A 22,777-nucleotide genomic window follows, 5' to 3' on the forward strand; every position below is an offset into this window, starting at 1 on the left:
GGCCGGTCACAGGTCGTGCCCCGGGCCGTGGTGCGTTCGCGGTACGCGGGTGCCGCCTGGCTACGATGGGCCAGCCGGTGGCCCCATTGACCGCGCGGCCCGTATCGACCTCCGGGAAGGCCATGCTGAACACGTACGCGCGTGCATTCTTCACGCGTGTCCTCACGCCATTCGCCGCCCTGCTCATCCGTCTCGGGGTCAGCCCGGACGCGGTCACCCTCGTCGGCACGGGGGGTGTGGTGGCGGGTGCCCTGGTCTTCTTCCCGCTCGGCGAGTTCTTCTGGGGCACGATCGTCATCACGCTCTTCGTGTTCTCGGACCTGGTGGACGGCAACATGGCCCGGCAACTGGGCCGCTCCAGCCGCTGGGGTGCCTTCCTCGACTCCACGCTCGACCGGGTCGCCGACTCGGCGATCTTCGGCGGACTGGCGCTCTGGTACGCCGGGGCCGGCGACAGCCTCTGGCTCTGCGCGGTGGCGATCTTCTGCCTGGCCAGCGGCCAGGTGGTCTCGTACACCAAGGCCAGGGGCGAGAGCATCGGGCTGCCGGTCAACGTCAACGGACTGGTGGAACGGGCCGAGCGGCTCGTCATCACGCTGGTCGCCGCCGGCCTCGCCGGGCTGCACGCCTTCGGCGTCCCCGGCATCCAGTACCTGCTGCCGGTCGCCCTGTGGGTGGTCGCCGTCGGCAGCGCGGTCACCCTCGCCCAGCGCGTGGTGACCGTACGCAGGGAGTCCGCCGAGGCCGACGCCGTCGCACAAGGGGGGAACAGCGCGTGAAGCGCCCGACCATCGACCGCGAGAAGCTGACCGACGGGGCGTACGCCCTGGGCTGGAGCGCGGTCAAGAAACTGCCCGAACCGGCCGCCACCGCACTGGGCCGCCGGATCGCCGACGCGGTCTGGAAACGGCGCGGCAAGGGCGTCCTGCGCCTGGAGGCCAACCTCGCGCGCGTCGTCCCGGACGCCACGCCGCAGCGCCTCGCTCAGCTCTCCCGGGCCGGAATGCGCTCCTACCTGCGCTACTGGATGGAATCCTTCCGGCTGCCCGCCTGGAGCAAGGAGCGGATAAAGGGCGGCTTCGCGCCGGCCGACGTCCACCACCTGGAAGAGGGCCTCAAGAGCGGCCGCGGCGTGATCCTCGCCCTGCCGCACATGGGCAACTACGACCTCGCGGGCGCCTGGGTCACCACCAAACTGGGTGTGCCCTTCACCACCGTCGCCGAACGCCTCAAGCCCGAGACGCTCTACGACCGGTTCGTCGCCTACCGCGAGGGCCTGGGCATGGAGGTGCTGCCGCACACCGGCGGCGCCGCGTTCGGCATCCTCGCCCGGCGGCTGCGGGCCGGCGGCCTGGTCTGCCTCGTCGCCGACCGGGACCTGTCCGCCTCCGGCATCGAGGTGAAATTCTTCGGCGAGGCGGCCAAGATGCCGGCCGGGCCCGCGATGCTCGCGGTGCAGACCGGAGCGATGCTCCTGCCGGTCACCCTGTGGTACGACGGGAGCCCCGTCATGCGCGGGCGGGTGCACCCGGAGATCGAGGTGCCGCAGACCGGCACCCGCGCCGAGAAGGCCGCCACGATGACGCAGGAGATGGCCGACGCCTTCGCCTCCGGCATCGCCGACCACCCGGAGGACTGGCACATGCTGCAACGTCTGTGGCTCGGTGACCTGGAACCACGGGAGGCGGGGCGCGCGGACGCGGTGGATGCCGACGGCGCGCGTTCCGACCAGGCGCGCGCCGACGTCCGGCGGACGGAGCGGTCTTGAGGATCGGCATCGTCTGCCCGTACTCGTGGGACGTCCCGGGCGGCGTCCAGTTCCACATCCGGGACCTCGCCGAGCACCTGATCCGGCTGGGCCACGAGGTGTCCGTACTCGCTCCGGCGGACGACGAGACACCACTGCCGGCGTACGTCGTCTCCGCCGGACGTGCCGTCCCCGTGCCGTACAACGGTTCGGTTGCCCGGCTCAACTTCGGCTTCCTGTCGGCGGCCCGCGTCCGCCGCTGGCTGCACGACGGCGCCTTCGACGTCATCCACATCCACGAACCCGGCACGCCGTCCGTCGGGCTGCTCGCCTGCTGGGCGGCGCAGGGCCCGATCGTGGCCACCTTCCACACCTCCAACCCGCGCTCCCGCGTCATGATCGCGGCGTACCCGATCCTGCAACCCGCGCTGGAGAAGATCAGCGCGCGGATCGCGGTCAGCGAATACGCCCGGCGCACCCTGGTCGAACACCTCGGCGGGGACGCGGTCGTCATCCCCAACGGCGTCGACGTCGACTTCTTCGCCGAGGCCACGCCGAAGGAGGAGTGGCAGGGCCGGACGATCGGCTTCATCGGCCGCATCGACGAACCCCGCAAGGGCCTGCCCGTCCTCATGCGGGCCCTGCCGGACATCCTCGCCGCCGTCCCCGACGCCCGGCTCCTGGTCGCGGGCCGCGGCGACGAGGAGGAAGCCGTCGCGGCACTGCCCGCCGACCTGCGCTCCCGGGTGGAGTTCCTCGGCATGGTCAGCGACGAGGACAAGGCCAGGCTGCTGCGCAGCGTGGACCTGTACGTCGCGCCCAACACCGGCGGTGAGTCGTTCGGCATCATCCTCGTCGAGGCGATGTCGGCGGGGGCGCCGGTGCTGGCCAGTGATCTCGACGCGTTCGCCCAGGTACTGGATCAGGGGGAGGCGGGGGAACTGTTCGCCAACGAGGACGCGGAGGCGCTCGCCGCTGCGGCAGTACGGCTTCTCGGTGACCCCGCGCGCCTCGCGGAGCTGCGGGAACGTGGCAGCCGGCACGTGCGGCGGTTCGACTGGTCGACGGTCGGGGCGGACATTCTCGCCGTGTACGAGACGGTCGCGGCGGGGGCGGCGATGGTGGCGACGGATGAGCGGACGGGGTTGCGGGCTCGGTGGGGGTTGGCGCGGGACTGAGGCGGCCTTTGGCCGCCGCAGTGTCGGGTGTGCTTTGCGCTGCGCGCGAGAGGTTGTGCTGACGTGGGCTCGCGTTGCGTGCGTTGTGGGGCGGAGGCTGGGGGAGAGTGACCCCGGAGTGGCCCCGAGCCCCCACCCACCGGCCCCCCACCCCCTCCGCGCACGACGCGTACCCCCACCAGGCGGAAGGCGAAGGGATCGTGGTGGCCGGTACTGTGACCCGGCGTGACCACTTTGATCTGGATCGCGGCTGTTCTCGTCGTCATCGGCGTCTACCTGAGCTGGACCGCGGGGCGGCTGGACCGTCTGCATGCCCGTATCGACGCGGCCCGTGCGGCGCTGGACGCGCAGTTGCTGCGGCGGGCCTCGGTGGCTCAGGAGCTGGGGACGTCCGGGATTCTCGATCCGGCCGCGTCGATCGTGCTCTACGAGGTGGCGCACGAGGCGCGGCAGGCGGCCGAGGAACAGCGGGAGGTCGCCGAGAGCGGACTGAGCCAGGCGTTGCGCGCGGTCTTCGACGACGAGGGGCAGCTCGAAGCCGTACGGGAGGCGCCCGGCGGTGAGCAGACGGTCGCCGAGCTGACGGCGGCGGTGCGCCGGGTGCCGATGGCGCGGCGGTTCCACAACGACGCCGTGCGGGCCGCGCGTGCCGTACGGCGCCACCGGGTGGTGCGCTGGTTCCGGCTGGCGGGGCACGCGCCGTTTCCGATGGCCTTCGAGATGGACGACGAGCCCCCGGTGGTGCTCGGTGACCGCGCCGTCGGCCGCTGACGAGCCACTGCCTTCCGATTGGCCCTTTTCAGTGGCCGGGCGCAAACGGTTGTGTGGGCGGCGCAGTCCATCCGCCCGCACTTAGTGAGGTCATACCGTGTCCAGCACGCCGAACGCCACGTCTGCCACCGCTCCCGCCGGGTCCCCCGAGACCGGTACCGCCCGCGTCAAGCGCGGCATGGCCGAGCAGCTCAAGGGCGGCGTGATCATGGACGTCGTCACGCCGGAGGAAGCGAAGATCGCCGAGGACGCCGGCGCCGTCGCGGTCATGGCTCTGGAGCGGGTGCCCGCGGACATCCGCAAGGACGGCGGGGTGGCCCGGATGTCCGACCCGGACATGATCGACGGGATCATCGAGGCGGTCTCCATCCCGGTCATGGCCAAGTCGCGGATCGGTCACTTCGTCGAGGCGCAGGTGTTGCAGTCCCTCGGTGTCGACTACATCGACGAGTCCGAGGTCCTCACCCCGGCCGACGAGGTCAACCACTCCGACAAGTGGGCGTTCACCACCCCGTTCGTGTGCGGCGCCACCAACCTGGGCGAGGCCCTGCGCCGTATCGCCGAGGGCGCGGCCATGATCCGCTCGAAGGGCGAGGCGGGCACCGGCAACGTCGTCGAGGCGGTGCGTCACCTGCGTCAGATCAAGGGCGAGATCGCCAAGCTGCGCGGCTGTGACAACAACGAGCTGTTCGCCGCCGCCAAGGAGCTGCGTGCCCCGTACGAGCTGGTCAAGGAGGTCGCCGAGCTGGGCAAGCTGCCGGTCGTGCTGTTCTCCGCCGGTGGTGTGGCCACGCCGGCCGACGCCGCGCTGATGCGCCAGCTCGGTGCCGAGGGCGTCTTCGTGGGGTCCGGCATCTTCAAGTCCGGTGACCCGGCCAAGCGCGCCGCCGCCATCGTCAAGGCGACCACGTTCTACGACGACCCGAAGGTCGTCGCGGACGTCTCGCGCAAGCTGGGCGAGGCCATGGTCGGCATCAACTGCGACACGCTGCCCGAGGCGGAGCGCTACGCCAACCGCGGCTGGTGAGCGGGCGGCGGGACGCGGGAACGGCGAGTGGGAGAACGGCGGACGGATGAGCAACCCCACCATCGGCGTGCTGGCCCTCCAGGGCGACGTGCGCGAGCATCTGAGGGCGCTGGCCACGGCGGACGCGCCGGCCAGGCCGGTGCGCCGGCCCGAGGAGCTGGCTGATCTGGACGGTCTGGTCATACCGGGCGGCGAGTCCACGACCATGTCCAAGCTGGCGGTCGTCTTCGGGATGCTGGAGCCGCTGAGAGAGTTCGTCGGTTCCGGCAAGCCGGTCTACGGCACCTGCGCGGGCATGATCATGCTGGCCGACAAGCTGCTGGGCGGCCGCGCCGACCAGGAGACGCTGGGCGGCATCGACATGATCGTGCGCCGTAACGCCTTCGGGCGGCAGAACGAGTCGTTCGAGGCGGCGGTCGAGGTGGCCGGAATCGGGGGCGGAGCGGTGCAGGGTGTGTTCATCCGGGCGCCCTGGGTCGAGTCGACGGGGGCCGCCGTCGAGGTGCTGGCGTCGTACGACGGGCACACGGTGGCGGTCCGGCAGGGTACCGTCCTTGCCACGTCCTTCCATCCGGAGCTCACCGGTGACCACCGGGTGCACGCGTACTTCGTCGACATGGTGCGCGGCGCGTAGCGGTCCCGTGGGTCGGCCGCCGTGTGTGCGGCGGCCCGATCCCGTCCCGGTAGGATCTGTGGCGTTCGTTTCTCAACCTGGTTACGCGAAGGAGACAGGCGGATGTCCGGCCACTCTAAATGGGCTACGACGAAGCACAAGAAGGCCGTGATCGACGCCAAGCGCGGCAAGCTCTTCGCGAAGCTGATCAAGAACATCGAGGTCGCGGCGCGCACCGGCGGCGCCGACGTCGAGGGCAACCCGACCCTCTTCGACGCCATCCAGAAGGCGAAGAAGAGCTCGGTGCCGAACAAGAACATCGACTCCGCGGTCAAGCGCGGCGCGGGCCTGGAGGCCGGCGGCGCCGACTACGAGACGATCATGTACGAGGGTTACGGCCCGAACGGTGTCGCGGTGCTCATCGAGTGCCTCACCGACAACCGCAACCGCGCCGCCTCGGACGTGCGGGTCGCGATGACCCGCAACGGCGGCTCGATGGCCGACCCCGGCTCGGTCTCGTACCTGTTCAACCGCAAGGGCGTGGTGATCGTCCCCAAGGGCGAGCTGTCCGAGGACGACGTGCTCGGCGCGGTCCTGGACGCGGGCGCCGAGGAGGTCAACGACCTCGGTGAGTCCTTCGAGGTGCTCAGCGAGGCCACCGACCTGGTCGCGGTCCGCACCGCTCTCCAGAAGGAGGGCATCGACTACGACTCGGCCGACACCAACTTCGTGCCGACCATGCAGGTCGAGCTGGACGAAGAAGGCGCCCGCAAGATCTTCAAGCTGGTCGACGCGCTGGAGGACAGCGACGACGTGCAGAACGTCTTCGCCAACTTCGACGTGTCCGACGAGGTCATGGCGAAGGTCGACGCCTGACGGGCGGTCAGCTGCGGCGGTGACGGGCCGGCGGGGAACACACCCCGCCGGCCCGTCCTGCGTTGTCAGTGGCAGCGGATACTGTGCTGATCAGCGGGTCGAGGCCCGCGGAGAACGGTTGGACCCAGGGGAGAAGTGGGGGGAGCGGCGATGAAGGTGCTGGGCGTGGACCCGGGGCTGACACGCTGCGGTGTCGGTGTGGTCGACGGCGTCGCGGGCCGCCCGCTGACGATGGCCGGCGTCGGTGTCGTACGGACGCCGGCCGACGCGGACATCGCGCACCGCCTGGTGCTCATCGAGCGCGGCATCGAGGAGTGGCTCGACGAGCAGCGGCCCGACTGCGTCGCCGTCGAGCGGGTCTTCAGCCAGCACAACGTCCGTACGGTCATGGGCACCGCCCAGGCCAGCGCGGTCGCCATGCTGTGCGCCGCGCGCCGCGGACTGCCCGTCGCGCTGCACACCCCCAGCGAGGTCAAGGCCGCCGTGACCGGGTCGGGCCGCGCCGACAAGGCACAGGTCGGCGCGATGGTCACCCGGCTGCTGCGGCTGGACGCCCCGCCCAAGCCGGCGGACGCGGCGGACGCGCTGGCGCTGGCCATCTGCCACATCTGGCGCGCTCCCGCCGTCAACCGCCTCCAGCAGGCACACGCCGCCAACCGGCTCCGGCAGGCACAGGCGGCCGCCCGTGCCCGCCCGGCGCCCGCCGTCACCCGGCGCACCCCCGTACACGCTCTCGGACCGCGCTCCGAGGCACCCCAGAAGGGCACCCGATGATCGCCTTCGTCTCCGGCCCGGTCGCGGCCCTGGCCCCGGACACCGCCGTCGTGGAGGTGGGCGGCATCGGCATGGCCGTGCAGTGCACGCCGGGCACCCTGTCCGGGCTGCGCATCGGCCAGCAGGCCAAACTGGCCACCTCCCTCGTCGTCCGGGAGGACTCGCTCACCCTGTACGGCTTCGCGGACGACGACGAACGCCAGACGTTCGAACTGCTGCAGACCGCCAGCGGAGTCGGCCCGCGGCTGGCGCAGGCCATGCTCGCGGTGCACTCCCCGGACACGCTGCGGCTCGCCGTCGCCAACGGCGACGAGAAGACGCTGACGGCCGTGCCCGGCATCGGCAAGAAGGGGGCCCAGAAGCTCCTTCTGGAGCTGAAGGACCGGCTCGGCGCGCCCGTCGGCACGGGCGGCGCGGGCGTCGGCAGCGCCGTGACGGCCGGGTGGGGCGACCAGTTGCACGCCGCGCTGATCGGCCTCGGGTACGCGACCCGGGAGGCCGACGAGGCGGTGTCCGCGGTCGCGCCGCAGGCCGAGGCCGCGATCGCCGAGGGCGGCACGCCGCAGGTGTCGCAGTTGCTCAAGGCCGCCCTCCAGTCGCTGAACCGGGCGCGGTGAGCCCGGTGCACCGCGCGGCGGACGCAGGACACCGGGCCGGGCGGGCCCCGGCGGTCCCCGGCCGTACGCCCGGCCACCCCCGTAAGAACCGCGACGCGAAGCCGGCCGACCCGGCCGGTACGACCACGTGAGGCAGGACGCAGTGAACTGGGACGAGCCCACCGAGACCGCGGCCGGACCGCCTCCGGACGGCACGGCCGAGTGGCCCGACCGGCTGGTGGGGTCCGACGCGGACGGCGAGGACACCGCGGTCGAGGCCGCGCTGCGCCCCAAGGACCTCGAGGAGTTCGTGGGCCAGGAGCGGGTGCGCGAGCAGCTCGACCTGGTCCTGCGCGCGGCCCGCGCCCGGGGCGCCACCGCCGACCACGTCCTGCTCTCCGGCGCCCCCGGCCTGGGCAAGACCACCCTCTCCATGATCATCGCCGCCGAGATGGGCGCCCCGATCCGGATCACCTCGGGCCCCGCCATCCAGCACGCCGGCGACCTGGCCGCGATCCTGTCCTCCCTCCAGGAGGGCGAGGTGCTCTTCCTCGACGAGATCCACCGGATGTCCCGGCCCGCCGAGGAGATGCTCTACATGGCCATGGAGGACTTCCGCGTCGACGTCATCGTCGGCAAGGGCCCCGGCGCCACCGCCATCCCCCTGGAGCTGCCGCCCTTCACCCTGGTCGGCGCCACCACCCGGGCCGGTCTGCTGCCCCCGCCGCTGCGGGACCGCTTCGGCTTCACCGGCCACATGGAGTTCTACGCCCCCGGCGAACTGGAACGCGTCATCCACCGCTCCGCCGGACTGCTCGACGTGCACATAGAGGCCGAGGGCGCCGCGGAGATCGCCGGGCGCTCCCGCGGCACCCCGCGCATCGCCAACCGCCTGCTGCGCCGCGTCCGCGACTACGCGCAGGTCAAGGCGGACGGTGTGATCACCCGAGAGATCGCGGCGCAGGCCCTGGGCGTCTACGAGGTCGATGCCCGCGGCCTGGACCGCCTGGACCGCGCGGTGCTCACCGCGCTGCTCAAGCTGTTCGGCGGCGGACCGGTGGGCCTGTCCACCCTGGCGGTGGCCGTGGGGGAGGAGCGTGAGACCGTCGAGGAGGTCGCCGAGCCGTTCCTCGTACGTGAGGGCCTGCTCGCCCGTACCCCCCGTGGCCGGATCGCCACCCCCGCCGCATGGACCCACATGGGCCTGACGCCGCCCCAGCAGCAGGCGGGCGGAGCCGGACAGCAGGGGCTCTTCGGCGCGTGACGGCGCGGGGACTCGCCCGGTCAGGAACTGCGGTGCCATGCTGGGCGTTGTTCCACCGGTGCGGACTCGCTTAGACTCCGCCGATGCCGACCGTATGGTCCGGCATTCCCACCCCCGTATATCAGACCGCGGACTTGCGGTCGTGCGAAGGATTTTCGTCCCGTGAGTATCGTGACTCTCCTCCCCTTCATCGTCCTCATCGGGGCCATGTTCCTGATGACCCGGTCCGCCAAGAAGAAGCAGCAGGCGGCCGCGCAGATGCGCGACGAGATGCAGCCCGGCACCGGCGTCCGGACGATTGGGGGCATGTACGCCACCGTCAAGGAGATCCACGACGACACCGTCCTCCTGGAGGTGGCCCCCGGCGTGCACGCCCTCTACGCCAAGAACGCGGTCGGCGCTGTCCTCCCGGACGAGGAGTACAACCGCATCCTCGACGGCGCCGAGGGCGGCAAGGACGGCGCGGTCGTGCCGGACGACGCCTCCTCGCTGACCGAGGGCACCCCGGCCGTGACCGCCGCGGACGACCAGGCCGACGCCGGCGACAAGCCCGCGAACCTGGACAAGTCGCCGAAGGCCGACCTGGCCAAGAGCGAGCCCGCCGCCGCGAAGGACGCCGGGAAGGCCGAGGACGCGGCCGGTGCCGAGGCCGCCGAGGGCGCCAAGAGCGGTGCGCAGGCCGACAAGGCCGACCAGGCCGAGAAGAAGGACGGCGGCGCCGACGCGAAGTAGCCCCGCCCCGACGGAACCGCGGAGCACCCTTCGAGCGGTGCACCGCGGTTCCGGGACGGTTTAGGCTCCGGCGGGGGCACGTCCCCACTACACTTCGTGGCCGCTCGGCAGGCACCGAGCCGGGCGGTTGGACAGGGAGATACGAGAAGGTGGCAGCACCGAAAAAGGGCCGCAGGTCTCCTGGGGGCCAGGGAAGGCCGGGGCGCACCCTGGTCCTGATCTTGATCGCCATGGTGGCGCTGGTCGGCGGGATGTTCCTCTCCGGCAGCTCGACGCCCCGGCTGGGCATCGACCTCGCCGGCGGTACGAGCTTCACGCTGGAGGCCCGTAACCAGCCCGGCAAGCCCAACGCGATCAACGAGACCAACATGAACACCGCCGCGGGCATCATGGAGCGGCGTGTCAACGGGCTCGGCGTGTCCGAGGCCGAGGTCCAGACCCAGGGCACCAACCACATCGTCGTCAACATCCCCAAGGGGACGGACGCGAAACAGGCCCGCCAGCAGGTCGGTACCACCGCTCAGCTCGGTTTCCGGCCGGTGCTGACCACCACCGCCGGTGCGAAGACACCGTCGACCAGCCCGAGCCCCACCCCGTCCGCGAGCGGCAAGGGCGACGACGGCAAGAAGGACGGGAAGGACGACGGCAAGCAGGGCGACAAGTCCTCCGCGAAGCCGACGCCCACCTCGACGACCCAGGGCCGCGCCGTCACCAGCGCGCTGAAGAAGGGCCCGTCCGACCCGCCGAAGGCGTCCGGCAGCAGCACGCCCGCGCCGAGCGACACCCCGCAGCCGTCCACCGGCGCCGACGAGATCCCGGCCGCGCTGCAGAAGCAGCTCGCCGACCTGGACTGCACCACCAAGCAGTCGCGCGCGGCGGCCGGTGAGAAGGCGGCCGGCGTCAAGCCGTCCGACCCGGTCGTGGCCTGCAAGGACGACGGCTCGCAGAAGTACGTGCTGGGCCCGGTCGGTGTCGAGGGCACCGACGTCAAGGACGCCTCCGCGGTCTTCGACAGCCAGCAGGGCCAGGGCTGGATCGTCCAGATGGACTTCACCGGCGCCGGCGGCAAGAAGTTCGCCGACATCACCGGCAAGCTGGCCGCCAAGACCCAGCCGCAGAACCAGTTCGCCATCGTGCTGGACGGCGCGGTCGTCTCCGACCCGCGGGTCAGCCAGCGGCTCAACGGCGGCAGCGCCACCATCTCCGGCGGCTTCACCCAGCAGACCGCCGAGGACCTGGCGAACATGCTGTCCTACGGCGCCCTGCCGCTCTCCTTCAAGATCGCCGACGAGACCACGGTCACCGCGGCGCTCGGCGGCGAGCAGCTCCAGGCGGGCCTGATCGCGGGCGCCATCGGCCTCGTGCTGGTCGTCGTCTACCTGGTCGCCTACTACCGCGGTCTGGCGCTGGTCGCGCTGGCGAGCCTCGCGGTCTCCGCGGTCCTCACCTACGCGATCATGACGTTGCTGGGCCCGGCCATCGGCTTCGCGCTGAACCTGCCGGCCGTCTGCGGCGCCATCGTCGCCATCGGCATCACGGCCGACTCCTTCATCGTCTACTTCGAACGCATCCGGGACGAGATCCGCGAGGGCCGCACCCTGCGCCCGGCCGTCGAACGCGGCTGGCCGCGGGCCCGGCGCACGATCCTGGTCTCCGACTTCGTGTCGTTCCTAGCGGCGTTCGTGCTGTTCATCGTCACCGTCGGCAAGGTGAAGGGCTTCGCGTTCACGCTGGGCCTGACCACCCTCCTCGACGTCGTGGTGGTCTTCTTCTTCACCAAGCCGCTGATGACGCTGCTGGCCCGGCGGAAGTTCTTCGCCAACGGCCACCCGTGGTCCGGTCTGGACCCCAAGCGTCTGGGCGCCAAGCCGCCGCTGCGCCGCCGTCGTACCACCGCCCCCACCGAGACGAAGGAGGCGTGAGATGTCGAAGCTCGGCAACATCGGCGCCCGGCTCTACCGCGGTGAGGTCGGTTACGACTTCATCGGCAAGCGGAAGATCTGGTACGGCATCTCGATCCTGATCACCATCACGGCCATCGTCGGCCTGGCGGTGCGCGGCCTGAACATGGGCATCGAGTTCTCCGGCGGCGCGGTCTTCACCACTCCGAAGACGTCCGTCTCCGCGACGGAGGCGGAGCACAAGGCCGAGGCCGCGGCGGAGGGCCACCAGGCCACCGTCCAGAAGCTCGGCAACGGCGGTCTGCGCATCCAGATCAGCGAGCTGGACACCCAGCAGTCGGTGCCGGTGCAGGAGGCCCTGGCCAAGGACCTGGACGTCCCGGTCAAGGACATCAACACCCAGCTCGTCGGCCCCAGCTGGGGTGAGGAGATCGCCAACAAGGCCTGGCTGGGCCTGGGGATCTTCATGATCCTCGTGGTGATCTACCTCGCCATCGCCTTCGAGTGGAGAATGGCGCTGGCGGCCCTGATCGCCCTGATCCACGACCTCACGATCACGGTCGGCGTGTACGCGCTGGTCGGCTTCGAGGTCACCCCGGGCACCGTCATCGGTCTGCTGACGATCCTCGGTTACTCCCTCTACGACACCGTCGTGGTCTTCGACAGCCTCAAGGAAGCGTCGAAGGACATCGGGAAGCAGACCCGCTTCACCTACAGCGAGCTGGCCAACCGCAGCATCAACTCGACCCTGGTGCGCTCCATCAACACCACGGTCGTGGCGCTGCTGCCGGTCGCCGGACTGCTCTTCGTCGGTGGCGGTGTGCTCGGCGCCGGGATGCTCAACGACATCTCGCTCGCCCTGTTCGTCGGCCTCGCGGCCGGTGCGTACTCCTCGATCTTCATCGCGACCCCGTTGGTCGCCGACTTCAAGGAGCGCGACCCGGCGATGAAGGCGCTGGCCAAGCGGGTGCGTGCGAAGCGCGCCGCGGCCGCCGCCAAGGCCGACGCGCCGGAGCAGCAGGAGACCGCGCGGGACGCCGGGGACGAGGACGCGCCCCAGGACGCGGAGGGCGACGAGGACGCGGCCGGCAGCATGGTCGGCCAGCGCAACCAGCCCGCGTCCCGCGGCCGCGGCCGCGGCCGTCCGTCGGGCAAGCGCCGATGAGCGCCCCCGACGGCCTGCGGGAGCTGCTGCTCAGCCGGATCGCGGACGTGCCGGACCACCCGAAGCCGGGCGTGGTGTTCAAGGACATCACGCCGCTGCTGGCGGACCCGGCCGCCTTCGGCGCGCTGACCGACGCGTTCGTGTCGCTGTGCGAGCGGTACAGGGTCGACAAGGTCGTGGGTCTGGAGGCGCGCGGGTTCATCCTGGCCGCTCCGGTGGCCGTACGGGCCGGCATCGGCTTCGTCCCCGTACGCAAGGCGGGCAAGCTGCCCGGTGCGACGCTCCGCCAGGCGTACGACCTGGAGTACGGCGCGGCCGAGATCGAGATACACGCGGACGCCGTAGCACCCGGCGACCGGGTGCTGGTGATCGACGACGTGCTGGCCACCGGCGGTACGGCCGAGGCGTCGCTGGAGCTGGTCCGGCGGGCCGGGGCCGAGGTCGCGGGCGTCGCGGTCCTGATGGAGCTGGGCTTCCTGGCCGGGCGGCAGCGGCTGGAGCCGGGCCTGAAGGGCGCTCCGCTGGAGTCGCTGATCACGGTCTGACGAGCCTGCGGGCCGTCCGTAGGCCGGGGGCCGCACCGCCTCCGTACGCACGGAATTCCGCAAAAAGCGAGCAAAAGGGCATCCGGAACAAACCCGGATGCCCTTTTGCTGTCATGTACGGACCCGGCGGCCGCGGAAGAGCCGGAGCGCCAAGGTCGATACCATGGCAGCCCGACCCGTTCGTGGTCTTGTGGTCCGGACCCCCTTTGAGGAGTGCTCTTGCCAGACGAGGCCCAGCCGCTTTCTCCCGGACTCCGCCCGGGGGCGCCGCAGTCCGCCCATCCGGACCAGCCCGGCCCCGCGGACGCGGCCGCCTCGGGTGCGCAGGACTCGGGTGCGCAGAAGAACAGCGAGGGTTCCGGCGTGCCCAGGTCGCAGCCGCCCGCCGTCCGGCCCGCCGCGTCGCCCGTGCCGGCCGCCAAGCCCACGCCGCCCGTCTACACCGGCCGTACCGGCTCCTCCAACCGGGTACGGGCCCGCCTGGCGCGCCTGGGCGTGCAGCGGCAGAGCCCGTACAACCCGGTCCTCGAACCGCTGCTGCGGATCGTGCGCAGCAACGACCCGAAGATCGAGACCGCCACCCTGCGGCAGGTGGAGCGTGCCTACCAGGTCGCCGAGCGCTGGCACCGCGGCCAGAAGCGCAAGAGCGGCGACCCGTACATCACCCACCCCCTCGCGGTGACCACGATCCTCGCCGAGCTGGGCATGGACCCGGCCACCCTGATGGCGGGTCTGCTGCACGACACCGTCGAGGACACCGAGTACGGCCTGGACACCCTGCGCCGCGACTTCGGTGACCAGGTCGCCCTGCTCGTCGACGGCGTCACCAAGCTGGACAAGGTCAAGTTCGGCGAGGCCGCGCAGGCCGAGACCGTGCGCAAGATGGTCGTGGCGATGGCCAAGGACCCGCGCGTCCTGGTCATCAAGCTCGCCGACCGGCTGCACAACATGCGCACGATGCGCTATCTGAAGCGGGAGAAGCAGGAGAAGAAGGCCCGCGAGACGCTGGAGATCTACGCTCCGCTGGCGCACCGCCTGGGCATGAACACCATCAAGTGGGAGCTGGAGGACCTCGCCTTCGCGATCCTCTACCCCAAGATGTACGACGAGATCGTGCGGCTCGTCGCCGAGCGCGCCCCGAAACGGGACGAGTACCTGGCCATAGTGACCGACGAGGTCCAGGCCGACCTGCGCGCGGCCCGCATCAAGGCCACCGTCACCGGACGGCCCAAGCACTACTACAGCGTCTACCAGAAGATGATCGTGCGAGGCCGTGACTTCGCCGAGATCTACGACCTGGTGGGCATCCGCGTCCTCGTCGACACCGTCCGCGACTGCTACGCGGCGCTCGGCACCGTCCACGCCCGGTGGAACCCGGTCCCGGGGCGGTTCAAGGACTACATCGCGATGCCCAAGTTCAACATGTACCAGTCGCTGCACACGACCGTGATCGGCCCCAGCGGCAAGCCCGTCGAGCTGCAGATCCGTACGTTCGACATGCACCGGCGCGCGGAGTACGGCATCGCCGCGCACTGGAAGTACAAGCAGGAGGCCGTGGCCGGCGCGTCCAAGGTGCGTACGGACGTGCCGAAGAACAAGGACGATGCCGTCAACGACATGGCGTGGCTGCGCCAGCTGCTGGACTGGCAGAAGGAGACCGAGGACCCGGGCGAGTTCCTGGAGTCGCTCCGCTTCGACCTGTCCCGCAACGAGGTCTTCGTCTTCACGCCGAAGGGTGACGTGATAGCGCTGCCGGCCGGTGCCACTCCCGTGGACTTCGCCTACGCGGTCCACACCGAGGTCGGCCACCGGACCATAGGCGCCCGCGTCAACGGACGGCTCGTCCCGCTCGAATCGACCCTCGACAACGGCGACCTCGTGGAGGTCTTCACCTCCAAGGCGCCGGGCGCCGGGCCCTCCCGGGACTGGCTCGGCTTCGTGAAGTCGCCGCGCGCCCGCAACAAGATCCGCGCCTGGTTCTCCAAGGAGCGCCGCGACGAGGCCATCGAGCAGGGGAAGGACGCCATCGCCCGCGCGATGCGCAAACAGAACCTGCCGATCCAGCGCATCCTCACCGGGGACTCGCTGGTCACCCTCGCGCACGAGATGCGCTATCCGGACATCTCGTCCCTGTACGCCGCCATCGGCGAGGGCCACGTCACGGCGCAGAGCGTCGTGCAGAAGCTGGTCCAGGCGCTCGGCGGGCAGGACGAGGCGACCGAGGACATCGCCGAGTCCACGCCGATCCGGCCGCGCTCCAAGCGGCGCTCCAGCGCCGACCCGGGCGTGGTGGTCAAGGGCGTCGACGACGTGTGGGTGAAGCTGGCCCGCTGCTGCACGCCGGTGCCGGGCGACCCGATCATCGGCTTCGTCACCCGCGGCAACGGCGTCTCGGTGCACCGCGCCGACTGCGTCAACGTCGACTCGCTGTCCAAGCAGCCGGAACGCATTCTGGACGTCGAATGGGCGCCCACCCAGTCCTCGGTCTTCCTGGTCGCCATCCAGGTCGAGGCGCTGGACCGCTCCCGGCTGCTGTCGGACGTCACCCGCATCCTGTCCGACCAGCACGTCAACATCCTGTCCGCGGCCGTCCAGACGTCCCGCGACCGGGTGGCGACCTCCCGCTTCACCTTCGAGATGGGCGACCCGAAACATCTTGGGCACGTCCTGAAGGCCGTACGGAGCGTGGAAGGCGTTTACGACGTGTACCGGGTGACGTCGGCCCGACGGCCGTAGCGAGCACGTACGAGGGCCCCGGCACGGACACCCGTACCGGGGCCCTCGTCCTGTCGCCTACTTGCCGCCGAACTCCTCAAGCCCCTTCAGGGCCTGGTCCAGCAGTGCCTGGCGGCCCTCCAGCTCACGGCCGAGCTTGTCGGCCTTGGCGTCGTTGCCGGCCGCGCGGGCCGCGTCGATCTGCTTCTGCAGCTTGTCGACCGCGTCCTGGAGCTGCCCGGTCAGACCCGCGGCGCGCGCCCGCGCCTCCGGGTTCGTCCGGCGCCACTCGGCCTCCTCCGACTCCTGGATGGCGCGCTCGACCGCGTGCATCCGGCCCTCGATCTTCGGGCGGGCGTCCCGCGGCACATGGCCGATGGCCTCCCACCGCTCGTTGATCGAACGGAACGCGGCCCGCGCCGCCTTCAGGTCCGAGACCGGGAGCAGCTTCTCGGCCTCGACGACCAGCTCCTCCTTGCGCGTCAGGTTCTCCCGCTGCTCGGCGTCGCGCTCGGCGAACACCTCGCTGCGCGCCTGGAAGAAGACGTCCTGGGCGCCGCGGAAGCGGTTCCACAGGTCGTCCTCGTGCTCGCGCTGGGCACGGCCCGCGGCCTTCCAGTCGGCCATCAGCTCGCGGTAACGGGCCGCGGTGGCCCCCCAGTCCGTCGAACCGGACAGCGCCTCGGCCTCCGAGACCAGCCGCTCCTTGGTCTTACGGGCCTCCTCGCGCTGGGCGTCCAGCGAAGCGAAGTGCGCCTTGCGCCGCTTGGAGAACGCCGAGCGGGCGTGCGAGAAGCGGTGCCACAGCTCGTCGTCCGCCTTGCGGTCCAGCCGCGGCAGCCCCTTCCAGGTGTCCACCAGGGCCCGCAGCCGCTCGCCGGCCGCCCGCCACTGCTCGCTGGCCGCCAGCTCCTCGGCCTCGGCGACCAGCTTCTCCTTGGCCTGCCGGGCCTCGTCGCTCTGCCGCGCCTTCTGCGCCTTGCGCTCCTCGCGGCGCGCCTCGACATCGGTGACGAGCTGGTCCAGCCGCTTGCGCAGCGCGTCCAGGTCACCCACCGCGTGGTGCTCGTCCACCTGCTGCCGCAGATGGTCGATCGCGGCCGTCGCGTCCTTGGCCGACAGGTCGGTGGTCCTGACCCGCCGTTCGAGGAGGCCGATCTCGACGACCAGGCCCTCATACTTGCGCTCGAAGTAGGCGAGGGCCTCTTCGGGAGTTCCCGCCTGCCACGATCCGACGACCTGCTCGCCGTCGGCGGTACGCACGTACACGGTCCCCGTCTCGTCGACGCGGCCCCATGGGTCGCTGCTCACAGCGCCTCCTCCACATGATGCCGACGAGAGCGCGTCGCCCCCCGGCATCGTCCACAGTTTCTGTCCGGCGGGGCAGCGCCCCGGCCGGTCCGACGGGTGTCTTGCGGGTGCGGGTGGCAGCCGTCGGAGCAGGCACCCTACACAACGCCAATCTAGGCGACCGGCGGGTCGGCTGTCCGCATCCAGCACGACCGAAATTTCGCGGTTCGCCCACCGCGGCGGCGCCTCCGGCGTGCCCGGGGGCGTACCCGGTCAGGTTTTGGTGACGGTCGCCCGGTCGATCACCACCGTCGCGTTGGGTGCGGTGTTGCCCGTCGCCTGGTCGGGAGTGGACCCCGCCGCCGCGATCTTCTTCAGGACGTCCATGCCCTCGGTGACGGTGCCGAAGGGCGTGTAGTTCGGGGGCAGCTTGCTGTCCTGGTAGACCAGGAAGAACTGGCTGCCGCCGCTGTTACGGGTCTTGTCGCTCTTGCCGTCGTAGCGGTTGGCCATCGCGACTGTGCCCGCCGGGTAGATGTCGCCCTTGAGCTTCGGGTCCTTCAGGTTCTCGTCCGGGATGGTGTAGCCGGGGGTGCCCGAGCCGGTGCCGGTCGGGTCGCCGCACTGGAGGACGTAGATGCCCTGGTCGACCAGCCGGTGGCACTTGCTGTGGTCGAGGAACTTCTTACCCGCCAGGAAATTGAAGGAGTTGACGGTGCGCGGCGCCTTCGCGGCATCCAGCTTGATGCCGATGTCGCCGCACGTCGTCTGGAGCTTCATCGCGTACGACGCCGAGGTGTCCACGGTCATCGCCGGCTCCTTCTTCCAGCGCTCCTTGGACGGCGCGCCCGGTGCCGGCTTGCCGCACGGGTCGGCGGGCTTGCTCGGGCTCGGCGCCGCGGCGTCCGTCGTGTCACCGCCGCCCGCCAGTCCGACCGAGGCGTACGCGGCCGCGCCCGCGGCCAGGGCGACCGCCACGGCCGCCGCGACGATCACGTTGCGGCGCTTGGTCTTGCGCCGGGCCGCGGCACGCCGCTGCTGCTGGCGCTCGTACTTCTCGCGGGCGAGCTGCCGCCGCCGCTGATCGCTGCTGACCACCGGTCGTCTCCTAGGTGTGCGCTGAGGTCTGCCGTGGGCCGTACCGTATACGGGTTCGCCCGGGTGGGAGTCCCGCCGGTAGGCTCTTCAACAGCCGAAATCTTCCGGATCGCCGCCGGCGATCCGTCCGCCGCCGTCGAATGTTGAGGACGAACGTGCTCATTGCCGGGTTCCCCGCCGGGGCCTGGGGGACCAACTGTTATCTGGTCGCCCCGGCCGCGGGTGAGGAGTGCGTGATCATCGACCCGGGCCACCAGGCCGCCCGTGGCGTCGAGGAAGCGCTGAAGAAGCATCGGCTCAAGCCCGTCGCCGTCGTCCTCACCCACGGCCACATCGACCACGTCGCCTCGGTCGTCCCGGTGTGCGGCGCGCACGACGTGCCCGCCTGGATCCACCCCGAGGACCGCTACATGATGAGCGACCCGGAGAAGGCCCTCGGCCGCTCCATCGGGCAGCAGCTCATGGGTGAGCTGACCGTGGGGGAGCCGGACGACGTCAAGGAGCTGGGCGACGGCGCGCGGCTGGAGCTGGCCGGGATGGAGTTCTCGGTCGCGCACGCCCCGGGCCATACCAAGGGGTCGGTGACCTTCCGGCTGCCCGAGCAGGCCGACATTCCGCCGGTCTTCTTCTCGGGCGACCTGCTGTTCGCCGGCTCCATCGGACGCACCGACCTGCCGGGCGGCGACCACGCCGAGATACTGCGGTCGCTGGAGCGGGTGTGCCTGCCCCTCCAGGACGAGACCGTCGTGCTGTCCGGCCACGGCCCCCAGACCACCATCGGCCGCGAGCGCGCCACCAACCCGTTCCTGCGGGAGGTGGCCGCCGGCCTCGGAGACGGCGCACCGCACAGCCCGGCTCCGCGACGAGGAATGTGACGAGAACTTCCGTGAGCACCTTCAAGGCCCCCAAGGGCACCTACGACCTGATCCCGCCGCAGTCCGCCACCTACCTGGCGGTCCGCGACGCGATCTCCGGACCCCTCAAGCGCTCCGGTTACGGCTACGTCGAGACGCCCGGATTCGAGAACGTCGAGCTGTTCGCGCGCGGCGTCGGCGAGTCCACCGACATCGTGACCAAGGAGATGTACGCCTTCGAGACCAAGGGCGGCGACCGGCTCGCACTGCGCCCCGAAGGCACCGCCTCGGTGCTGCGCGCCGCCCTGGAGGCCAACCTCCACAAGGCGGGCAACCTCCCCGTCAAGCTCTGGTACTCCGGCTCGTACTACCGCTACGAGCGCCCGCAGAAGGGCCGCTACCGCCACTTCTCCCAGGTCGGAGCCGAGGCCATCGGCGCCGAGGACCCGGCGCTGGACGCCGAGCTGATCATCCTGGCGAACGACGCCTACCGGTCGCTGGGCCTGAAGAACTTCCGCATCCTGCTCAACTCGCTCGGCGACAAGGAGTGCCGCCCCGTCTACCGGGCGGCCCTCCAGGAGTTCCTGTACGGGCTCGACCTGGACGAGGACACCCGCCGCCGCGCCGAGATCAACCCGCTGCGGGTGCTCGACGACAAGCGCCCCGACGTGCAGAAGCAGCTGGTGGGCGCGCCGCTGCTGCGCGACCACCTGTGCGAGGCGTGCAAGGCGTACCACGAGCAGGTGCGCGAGCTGCTGACCGCGGCGGGCGTCGCCTACGAGGACGACCCGAAGCTGGTGCGCGGGCTGGACTACTACACCCGTACCACCTTCGAGTTCGTCCACGACGGCCTCGGCTCGCAGTCCGCGGTCGGCGGCGGCGGGCGCTACGACGGCCTGTCCGAGATGATCGGCGGCCCCGCGCTGCCCTCGGTGGGCTGGGCGCTCGGCGTGGACCGCACGGTGCTGGCCCTGGAGGCCGAGGGCGTCGAGCTGGAGCTGCCCGCGAGCACGGCCGTCTTCGCCGTGCCGCTCGGCGAGGAGGCCCGGCGGACCCTGTTCGGCACGGTCACCGAGCTGCGCCGGGCGGGGGTCGCCACCGACTTCGCGTACGGCGGCAAGGGCCTGAAGAACGCGATGAAGTCGGCGAACCGCTCGGGCGCCCGCCTCGCGGTCGTCGCCGGTGAGCGGGATCTGGCCGAAGGCGTCGTGCAGCTCAAGGATCTGGAGAGCGGCGAGCAGACGCCGGTCGCGCTGGACTCGGTGGTCGAAGAGGTCCGCCGCAGGCTCGGCTGACCCCTGCCGCCTCTGTACGGGGCCGTCGTCGTCGTGTAGGGGCCCCCTTCCGGCCGTCCACCGCGCTGTCCGCGCGGTGGCTCGGAAGGGGGTCTTTATGCGCATCGAACAGTGGTCGGGTGTCCGGTTGGGGCAGAATGAGGGCCCGGCGCGCGCCAGTTGGAACGCGCCGCCCGCTCACTCCCCACGGCACCGACGGAACGGCGATATGACGACGACAGCGCTTGACGACGTGTCCACCGGCGACGATCACCCGGGCCGCGGCGGCGGCCCGACCGGCTCGGGGCGGGGGCTGGCCTGGCTGCTCGTGATCACCAGCGCCCTGGGCCTGCTCGCGTCCTGGGTGATCACCATGGACAAGATCGAGCTGCTGAAGGACCCGAACTTCAAGCCGGCCTGCAGCCTGAGCCCGATCGTCTCCTGCGGCAATGTGATGCAGAGCCAGCAGGCCGAGGTCTTCGGCTTCCCCAACCCGGTCGCCGGCCTGATCGCGTTCGGTGTGGTCATCGGGATCGGCGTCGGCCTGCTCGCCGGGGCCCGCTACCGCGCCTGGTACTGGATCGGCCTGAACATCGGCACCCTCGCCGGCTCCGTCTTCTGCATGTGGCTGATGTCGCAGTCGCTGTACGTCATCAACTCGCTGTGCCTGTGGTGCACGCTGACCTGGTGCGTCACCATCCTGATGTTCTGGTACACCACCGTGCACAACCTCAAGCACGGGATCATCCCCGCACCGGCCGGCCTGCGGAAGGCCGTGCTGGAGTTCCACTGGGTCGTGCCGGTGCTCTGGTACGGCGTGATCGCGCTGCTGATCCTCACCAAGTGGTGGTCGTACTGGAGCTCGCTGATCTGAACCGGTACACGGGTCTTCGCACCACGCCGCCGGGCGGCCGGGAATCCGGCTCCCCGGCGGCGTTGTCAGTGCGGTGAATTAGGCTCTGAGCGTGGAGCCCGACCTGTTCACCGCCGCTGCCGAAGACCGCCAGGAGAAAGACCCGACCGGGTCACCCCTCGCCGTACGGATGCGTCCGCGCACCCTCGACGAGGTGGTCGGCCAGCAGCATCTGCTCAAGCCCGGATCGCCGCTGCGCCGCCTGGTCGGCGAGGGCGACGGCGGGCCCGCCGGGCCGTCCTCCGTCTTCCTGTGGGGCCCGCCCGGCATCGGCAAGACCACCCTCGCGTACGTGGTCAGCCAGGCGACGAACAAGCGCTTCGTGGAGCTCTCCGCGATCACCGCCGGCGTCAAGGAAGTCCGCGCCGTCATCGACGGCGCGCGCCGCGCCTCCGGCGGTTACGGCAAGGAGACCGTCCTCTTCCTCGACGAGATCCACCGCTTCAGCAAGGCCCAGCAGGACTCCCTGCTGCCCGCCGTCGAGAACCGCTGGGTGACGCTGATCGCCGCCACCACCGAGAACCCGTACTTCTCGGTGATCTCCCCGCTGCTCTCCCGCTCGCTGCTGCTGACACTCGAACCGCTCACCGACGACGACCTGCGCGGCCTGCTCAAGCGCGCGCTGACGGACGCGCGGGGGCTGGCGGGCGCGGTCACCCTGCCCGAGGACACCGAGGCGCACCTGCTGCGCATCGCGGGCGGCGACGCGCGCCGCGCGCTCACGGCCCTGGAGGCGGGGGCCGGATCGGCGATCTCCAAGGGGGAGAAGAAGATCACCCTCCAGACGCTGGAGGAGTCCGTCGACCGGGCCGCGGTGAAGTACGACCGGGCCGGTGACCAGCACTACGACGTCGCCAGCGCCCTGATCAAATCGATCCGGGGCTCCGACGTGGACGCGGCACTGCACTACCTCGCGCGGATGATCGAGGCGGGCGAGGACCCGCGGTTCATCGCCCGCCGGCTGATGATCTCGGCGAGCGAGGACATCGGGCTCGCCGACCCGTCCGCCCTGCAGACCGCGGTGGCCGCGGCCCAGGCCGTCGCGCTGATCGGCTTCCCGGAGGCCCGGATCACCCTCAGCCAGGCCACGATCGCGCTGGCGCTGGCCCCGAAGTCCAACGCGGCCTACCTGGCCATCGACGCGGCCCTCGCGGACGTACGGGCCGGACTCGCGGGCCCGGTGCCGTCGCATCTGCGCGACAGTCACTACAAGGGCGCCGAGAAACTGGGACACGGCAAGGGCTATCAGTACCCGCACGACCTGCCCGGCGGGATCGCGGCCCAGCAGTACGCACCGGACGAGGTGCACGGCAAGCGGTACTACGCGCCGACGCGGTACGGCGCCGAGGCGCGGTACGCGGACGTGACGGACCGGGTGCGGGGCCGCCTGCGCGGCGAGGAACCGTAAACGCCGGGGTGTGTGGACGGGGCGGTTGCGTGCCGG

21 protein-coding genes are annotated in these 22,777 nt (G+C 71.1%); 19 read left to right on the top strand and 2 right to left on the bottom strand.

The window, feature by feature from the left end; genetic code table 11:
- The first annotated feature begins 65 nt into the window (after positions 1 to 65).
- The 15 genes from pgsA to ACZ4QV_RS15600 all read left to right on the top strand — a co-directional run bounded on the left by pgsA (position 66) and on the right by ACZ4QV_RS15600 (position 15,925).
- Complete coding sequence (pgsA, locus tag ACZ4QV_RS15530) at positions 66 to 779, top strand: phosphatidylinositol phosphate synthase (protein WP_467762970.1); 714 nt, start codon at positions 66 to 68, stop codon at positions 777 to 779.
- On the top strand, positions 776 to 1,768 hold the full coding sequence (locus ACZ4QV_RS15535; RefSeq protein ID WP_361156147.1) for a phosphatidylinositol mannoside acyltransferase: 993 nt from the start codon (positions 776 to 778) through the stop codon (positions 1,766 to 1,768). The genes pgsA and ACZ4QV_RS15535 overlap by 4 nt, the downstream gene beginning before the upstream one ends.
- Positions 1,765 to 2,925: a glycosyltransferase family 4 protein gene (locus tag ACZ4QV_RS15540; protein WP_361156144.1), complete on the top strand. Its 1,161-nt coding sequence runs from the start codon at positions 1,765 to 1,767 to the stop codon at positions 2,923 to 2,925. The genes ACZ4QV_RS15535 and ACZ4QV_RS15540 overlap by 4 nt, the downstream gene beginning before the upstream one ends.
- Before the next feature lie 225 nt (positions 2,926 to 3,150).
- Positions 3,151 to 3,696 carry a LemA family protein gene (locus ACZ4QV_RS15545; protein ID WP_030999449.1) on the top strand — a complete coding sequence of 182 codons (546 nt, stop codon included), beginning with the start codon at positions 3,151 to 3,153 and terminating at the stop codon, positions 3,694 to 3,696.
- Between the two features lie 97 nt (positions 3,697 to 3,793).
- Positions 3,794 to 4,723 carry a pyridoxal 5'-phosphate synthase lyase subunit PdxS gene (pdxS, locus tag ACZ4QV_RS15550; protein WP_361618642.1) on the top strand — a complete coding sequence of 310 codons (930 nt, stop codon included), beginning with the start codon at positions 3,794 to 3,796 and terminating at the stop codon, positions 4,721 to 4,723.
- 46 nt (positions 4,724 to 4,769) lie between these two features.
- The gene (pdxT, locus tag ACZ4QV_RS15555) at positions 4,770 to 5,357 is read left to right on the top strand and encodes a pyridoxal 5'-phosphate synthase glutaminase subunit PdxT (RefSeq protein WP_467762971.1); all 588 of its coding nucleotides are present in this window, start codon (positions 4,770 to 4,772) and stop codon (positions 5,355 to 5,357) included.
- A 102-nt stretch (positions 5,358 to 5,459) separates the two neighbouring features.
- Positions 5,460 to 6,212 carry a YebC/PmpR family DNA-binding transcriptional regulator gene (locus tag ACZ4QV_RS15560; RefSeq protein WP_360135757.1) on the top strand — a complete coding sequence of 251 codons (753 nt, stop codon included), beginning with the start codon at positions 5,460 to 5,462 and terminating at the stop codon, positions 6,210 to 6,212.
- A gap of 150 nt (positions 6,213 to 6,362) precedes the next feature.
- Positions 6,363 to 6,986 (top strand): crossover junction endodeoxyribonuclease RuvC, encoded by a 624-nt coding sequence (ruvC, locus tag ACZ4QV_RS15565; RefSeq protein ID WP_361589860.1) that lies wholly within the window; start codon positions 6,363 to 6,365, stop codon positions 6,984 to 6,986.
- Entirely contained in the window at positions 6,983 to 7,603 is a 621-nt protein-coding gene (ruvA, locus tag ACZ4QV_RS15570) for a Holliday junction branch migration protein RuvA (protein WP_361589857.1), read from the top strand. The genes ruvC and ruvA overlap by 4 nt, the downstream gene beginning before the upstream one ends.
- Positions 7,604 to 7,745: 142 nt before the next feature.
- Positions 7,746 to 8,846, top strand: a complete 1,101-nt coding sequence (gene ruvB, locus ACZ4QV_RS15575; RefSeq protein WP_467762985.1) for a Holliday junction branch migration DNA helicase RuvB — start codon at positions 7,746 to 7,748, stop codon at positions 8,844 to 8,846.
- 162 nt (positions 8,847 to 9,008) lie between these two features.
- Entirely contained in the window at positions 9,009 to 9,578 is a 570-nt protein-coding gene (gene yajC, locus ACZ4QV_RS15580; protein ID WP_361156129.1) for a preprotein translocase subunit YajC, read from the top strand.
- A gap of 149 nt (positions 9,579 to 9,727) precedes the next feature.
- Entirely contained in the window at positions 9,728 to 11,500 is a 1,773-nt protein-coding gene (secD, locus tag ACZ4QV_RS15585) for a protein translocase subunit SecD (RefSeq protein WP_361618635.1), read from the top strand.
- A 1-nt stretch (position 11,501) separates the two neighbouring features.
- Positions 11,502 to 12,644, top strand: a complete 1,143-nt coding sequence (gene secF, locus ACZ4QV_RS15590) for a protein translocase subunit SecF (protein ID WP_361156124.1) — start codon at positions 11,502 to 11,504, stop codon at positions 12,642 to 12,644.
- Positions 12,641 to 13,189 (top strand): adenine phosphoribosyltransferase, encoded by a 549-nt coding sequence (locus tag ACZ4QV_RS15595; protein WP_361156121.1) that lies wholly within the window; start codon positions 12,641 to 12,643, stop codon positions 13,187 to 13,189. The genes secF and ACZ4QV_RS15595 overlap by 4 nt, the downstream gene beginning before the upstream one ends.
- A gap of 219 nt (positions 13,190 to 13,408) precedes the next feature.
- Positions 13,409 to 15,925 carry a RelA/SpoT family protein gene (locus ACZ4QV_RS15600; RefSeq protein ID WP_361156118.1) on the top strand — a complete coding sequence of 839 codons (2,517 nt, stop codon included), beginning with the start codon at positions 13,409 to 13,411 and terminating at the stop codon, positions 15,923 to 15,925.
- Between the two features lie 57 nt (positions 15,926 to 15,982).
- Here ACZ4QV_RS15600 and ACZ4QV_RS15605 read toward each other — a convergent pair whose 3' ends face one another.
- Together ACZ4QV_RS15605 and ACZ4QV_RS15610 are read right to left on the bottom strand one after the other, a co-directional pair.
- The gene (locus ACZ4QV_RS15605; RefSeq protein ID WP_361156116.1) at positions 15,983 to 17,215 is read right to left on the bottom strand and encodes a DUF349 domain-containing protein; all 1,233 of its coding nucleotides are present in this window, start codon (positions 17,213 to 17,215) and stop codon (positions 15,983 to 15,985) included.
- Positions 17,216 to 17,467: 252 nt separating this feature from the next.
- Complete coding sequence (locus tag ACZ4QV_RS15610; RefSeq protein WP_361156114.1) at positions 17,468 to 18,292, bottom strand: peptidylprolyl isomerase; 825 nt, start codon at positions 18,290 to 18,292, stop codon at positions 17,468 to 17,470.
- A gap of 155 nt (positions 18,293 to 18,447) precedes the next feature.
- Here ACZ4QV_RS15610 and ACZ4QV_RS15615 point away from each other — a divergent pair, with 155 nt between their 5' ends.
- From ACZ4QV_RS15615 to ACZ4QV_RS15630, 4 genes are all read left to right on the top strand, one after another.
- Entirely contained in the window at positions 18,448 to 19,167 is a 720-nt protein-coding gene (locus tag ACZ4QV_RS15615) for an MBL fold metallo-hydrolase (protein WP_361156111.1), read from the top strand.
- Between the two features lie 11 nt (positions 19,168 to 19,178).
- Entirely contained in the window at positions 19,179 to 20,441 is a 1,263-nt protein-coding gene (gene hisS / locus ACZ4QV_RS15620) for a histidine--tRNA ligase (protein ID WP_361589848.1), read from the top strand.
- Positions 20,442 to 20,649: 208 nt separating this feature from the next.
- Complete coding sequence (locus tag ACZ4QV_RS15625) at positions 20,650 to 21,294, top strand: vitamin K epoxide reductase family protein (protein WP_361156107.1); 645 nt, start codon at positions 20,650 to 20,652, stop codon at positions 21,292 to 21,294.
- A 91-nt stretch (positions 21,295 to 21,385) separates the two neighbouring features.
- A complete protein-coding gene (locus ACZ4QV_RS15630) occupies positions 21,386 to 22,741 on the top strand; it encodes a replication-associated recombination protein A (RefSeq protein ID WP_361156104.1) in 1,356 nt (451 codons plus the stop codon).
- Positions 22,742 to 22,777: the final 36 nt, after the last annotated feature.

Source organism: Streptomyces sp. NPDC026394 (assembly GCF_055567735.1).

What these genes read in the sequence shown, in the direction of transcription:
- pgsA (WP_467762970.1), top strand. Translation starts at nt 66, where the DNA reads ATGGGCCAGCCGGTGGCCCCATTGACCGCGCGGCCCGTATCGACCTCC.
- pdxT (WP_467762971.1), top strand. Translation starts at nt 4,770, where the DNA reads ATGAGCAACCCCACCATCGGCGTGCTGGCCCTCCAGGGCGACGTGCGC.
- ACZ4QV_RS15560 (WP_360135757.1), top strand. Translation starts at nt 5,460, where the DNA reads ATGTCCGGCCACTCTAAATGGGCTACGACGAAGCACAAGAAGGCCGTG.
- ruvC (WP_361589860.1), top strand. Translation starts at nt 6,363, where the DNA reads ATGAAGGTGCTGGGCGTGGACCCGGGGCTGACACGCTGCGGTGTCGGT.
- ruvA (WP_361589857.1), top strand. Translation starts at nt 6,983, where the DNA reads ATGATCGCCTTCGTCTCCGGCCCGGTCGCGGCCCTGGCCCCGGACACC.
- secF (WP_361156124.1), top strand. Translation starts at nt 11,502, where the DNA reads ATGTCGAAGCTCGGCAACATCGGCGCCCGGCTCTACCGCGGTGAGGTC.
- ACZ4QV_RS15595 (WP_361156121.1), top strand. Translation starts at nt 12,641, where the DNA reads ATGAGCGCCCCCGACGGCCTGCGGGAGCTGCTGCTCAGCCGGATCGCG.
- ACZ4QV_RS15625 (WP_361156107.1), top strand. Translation starts at nt 20,650, where the DNA reads ATGACGACGACAGCGCTTGACGACGTGTCCACCGGCGACGATCACCCG.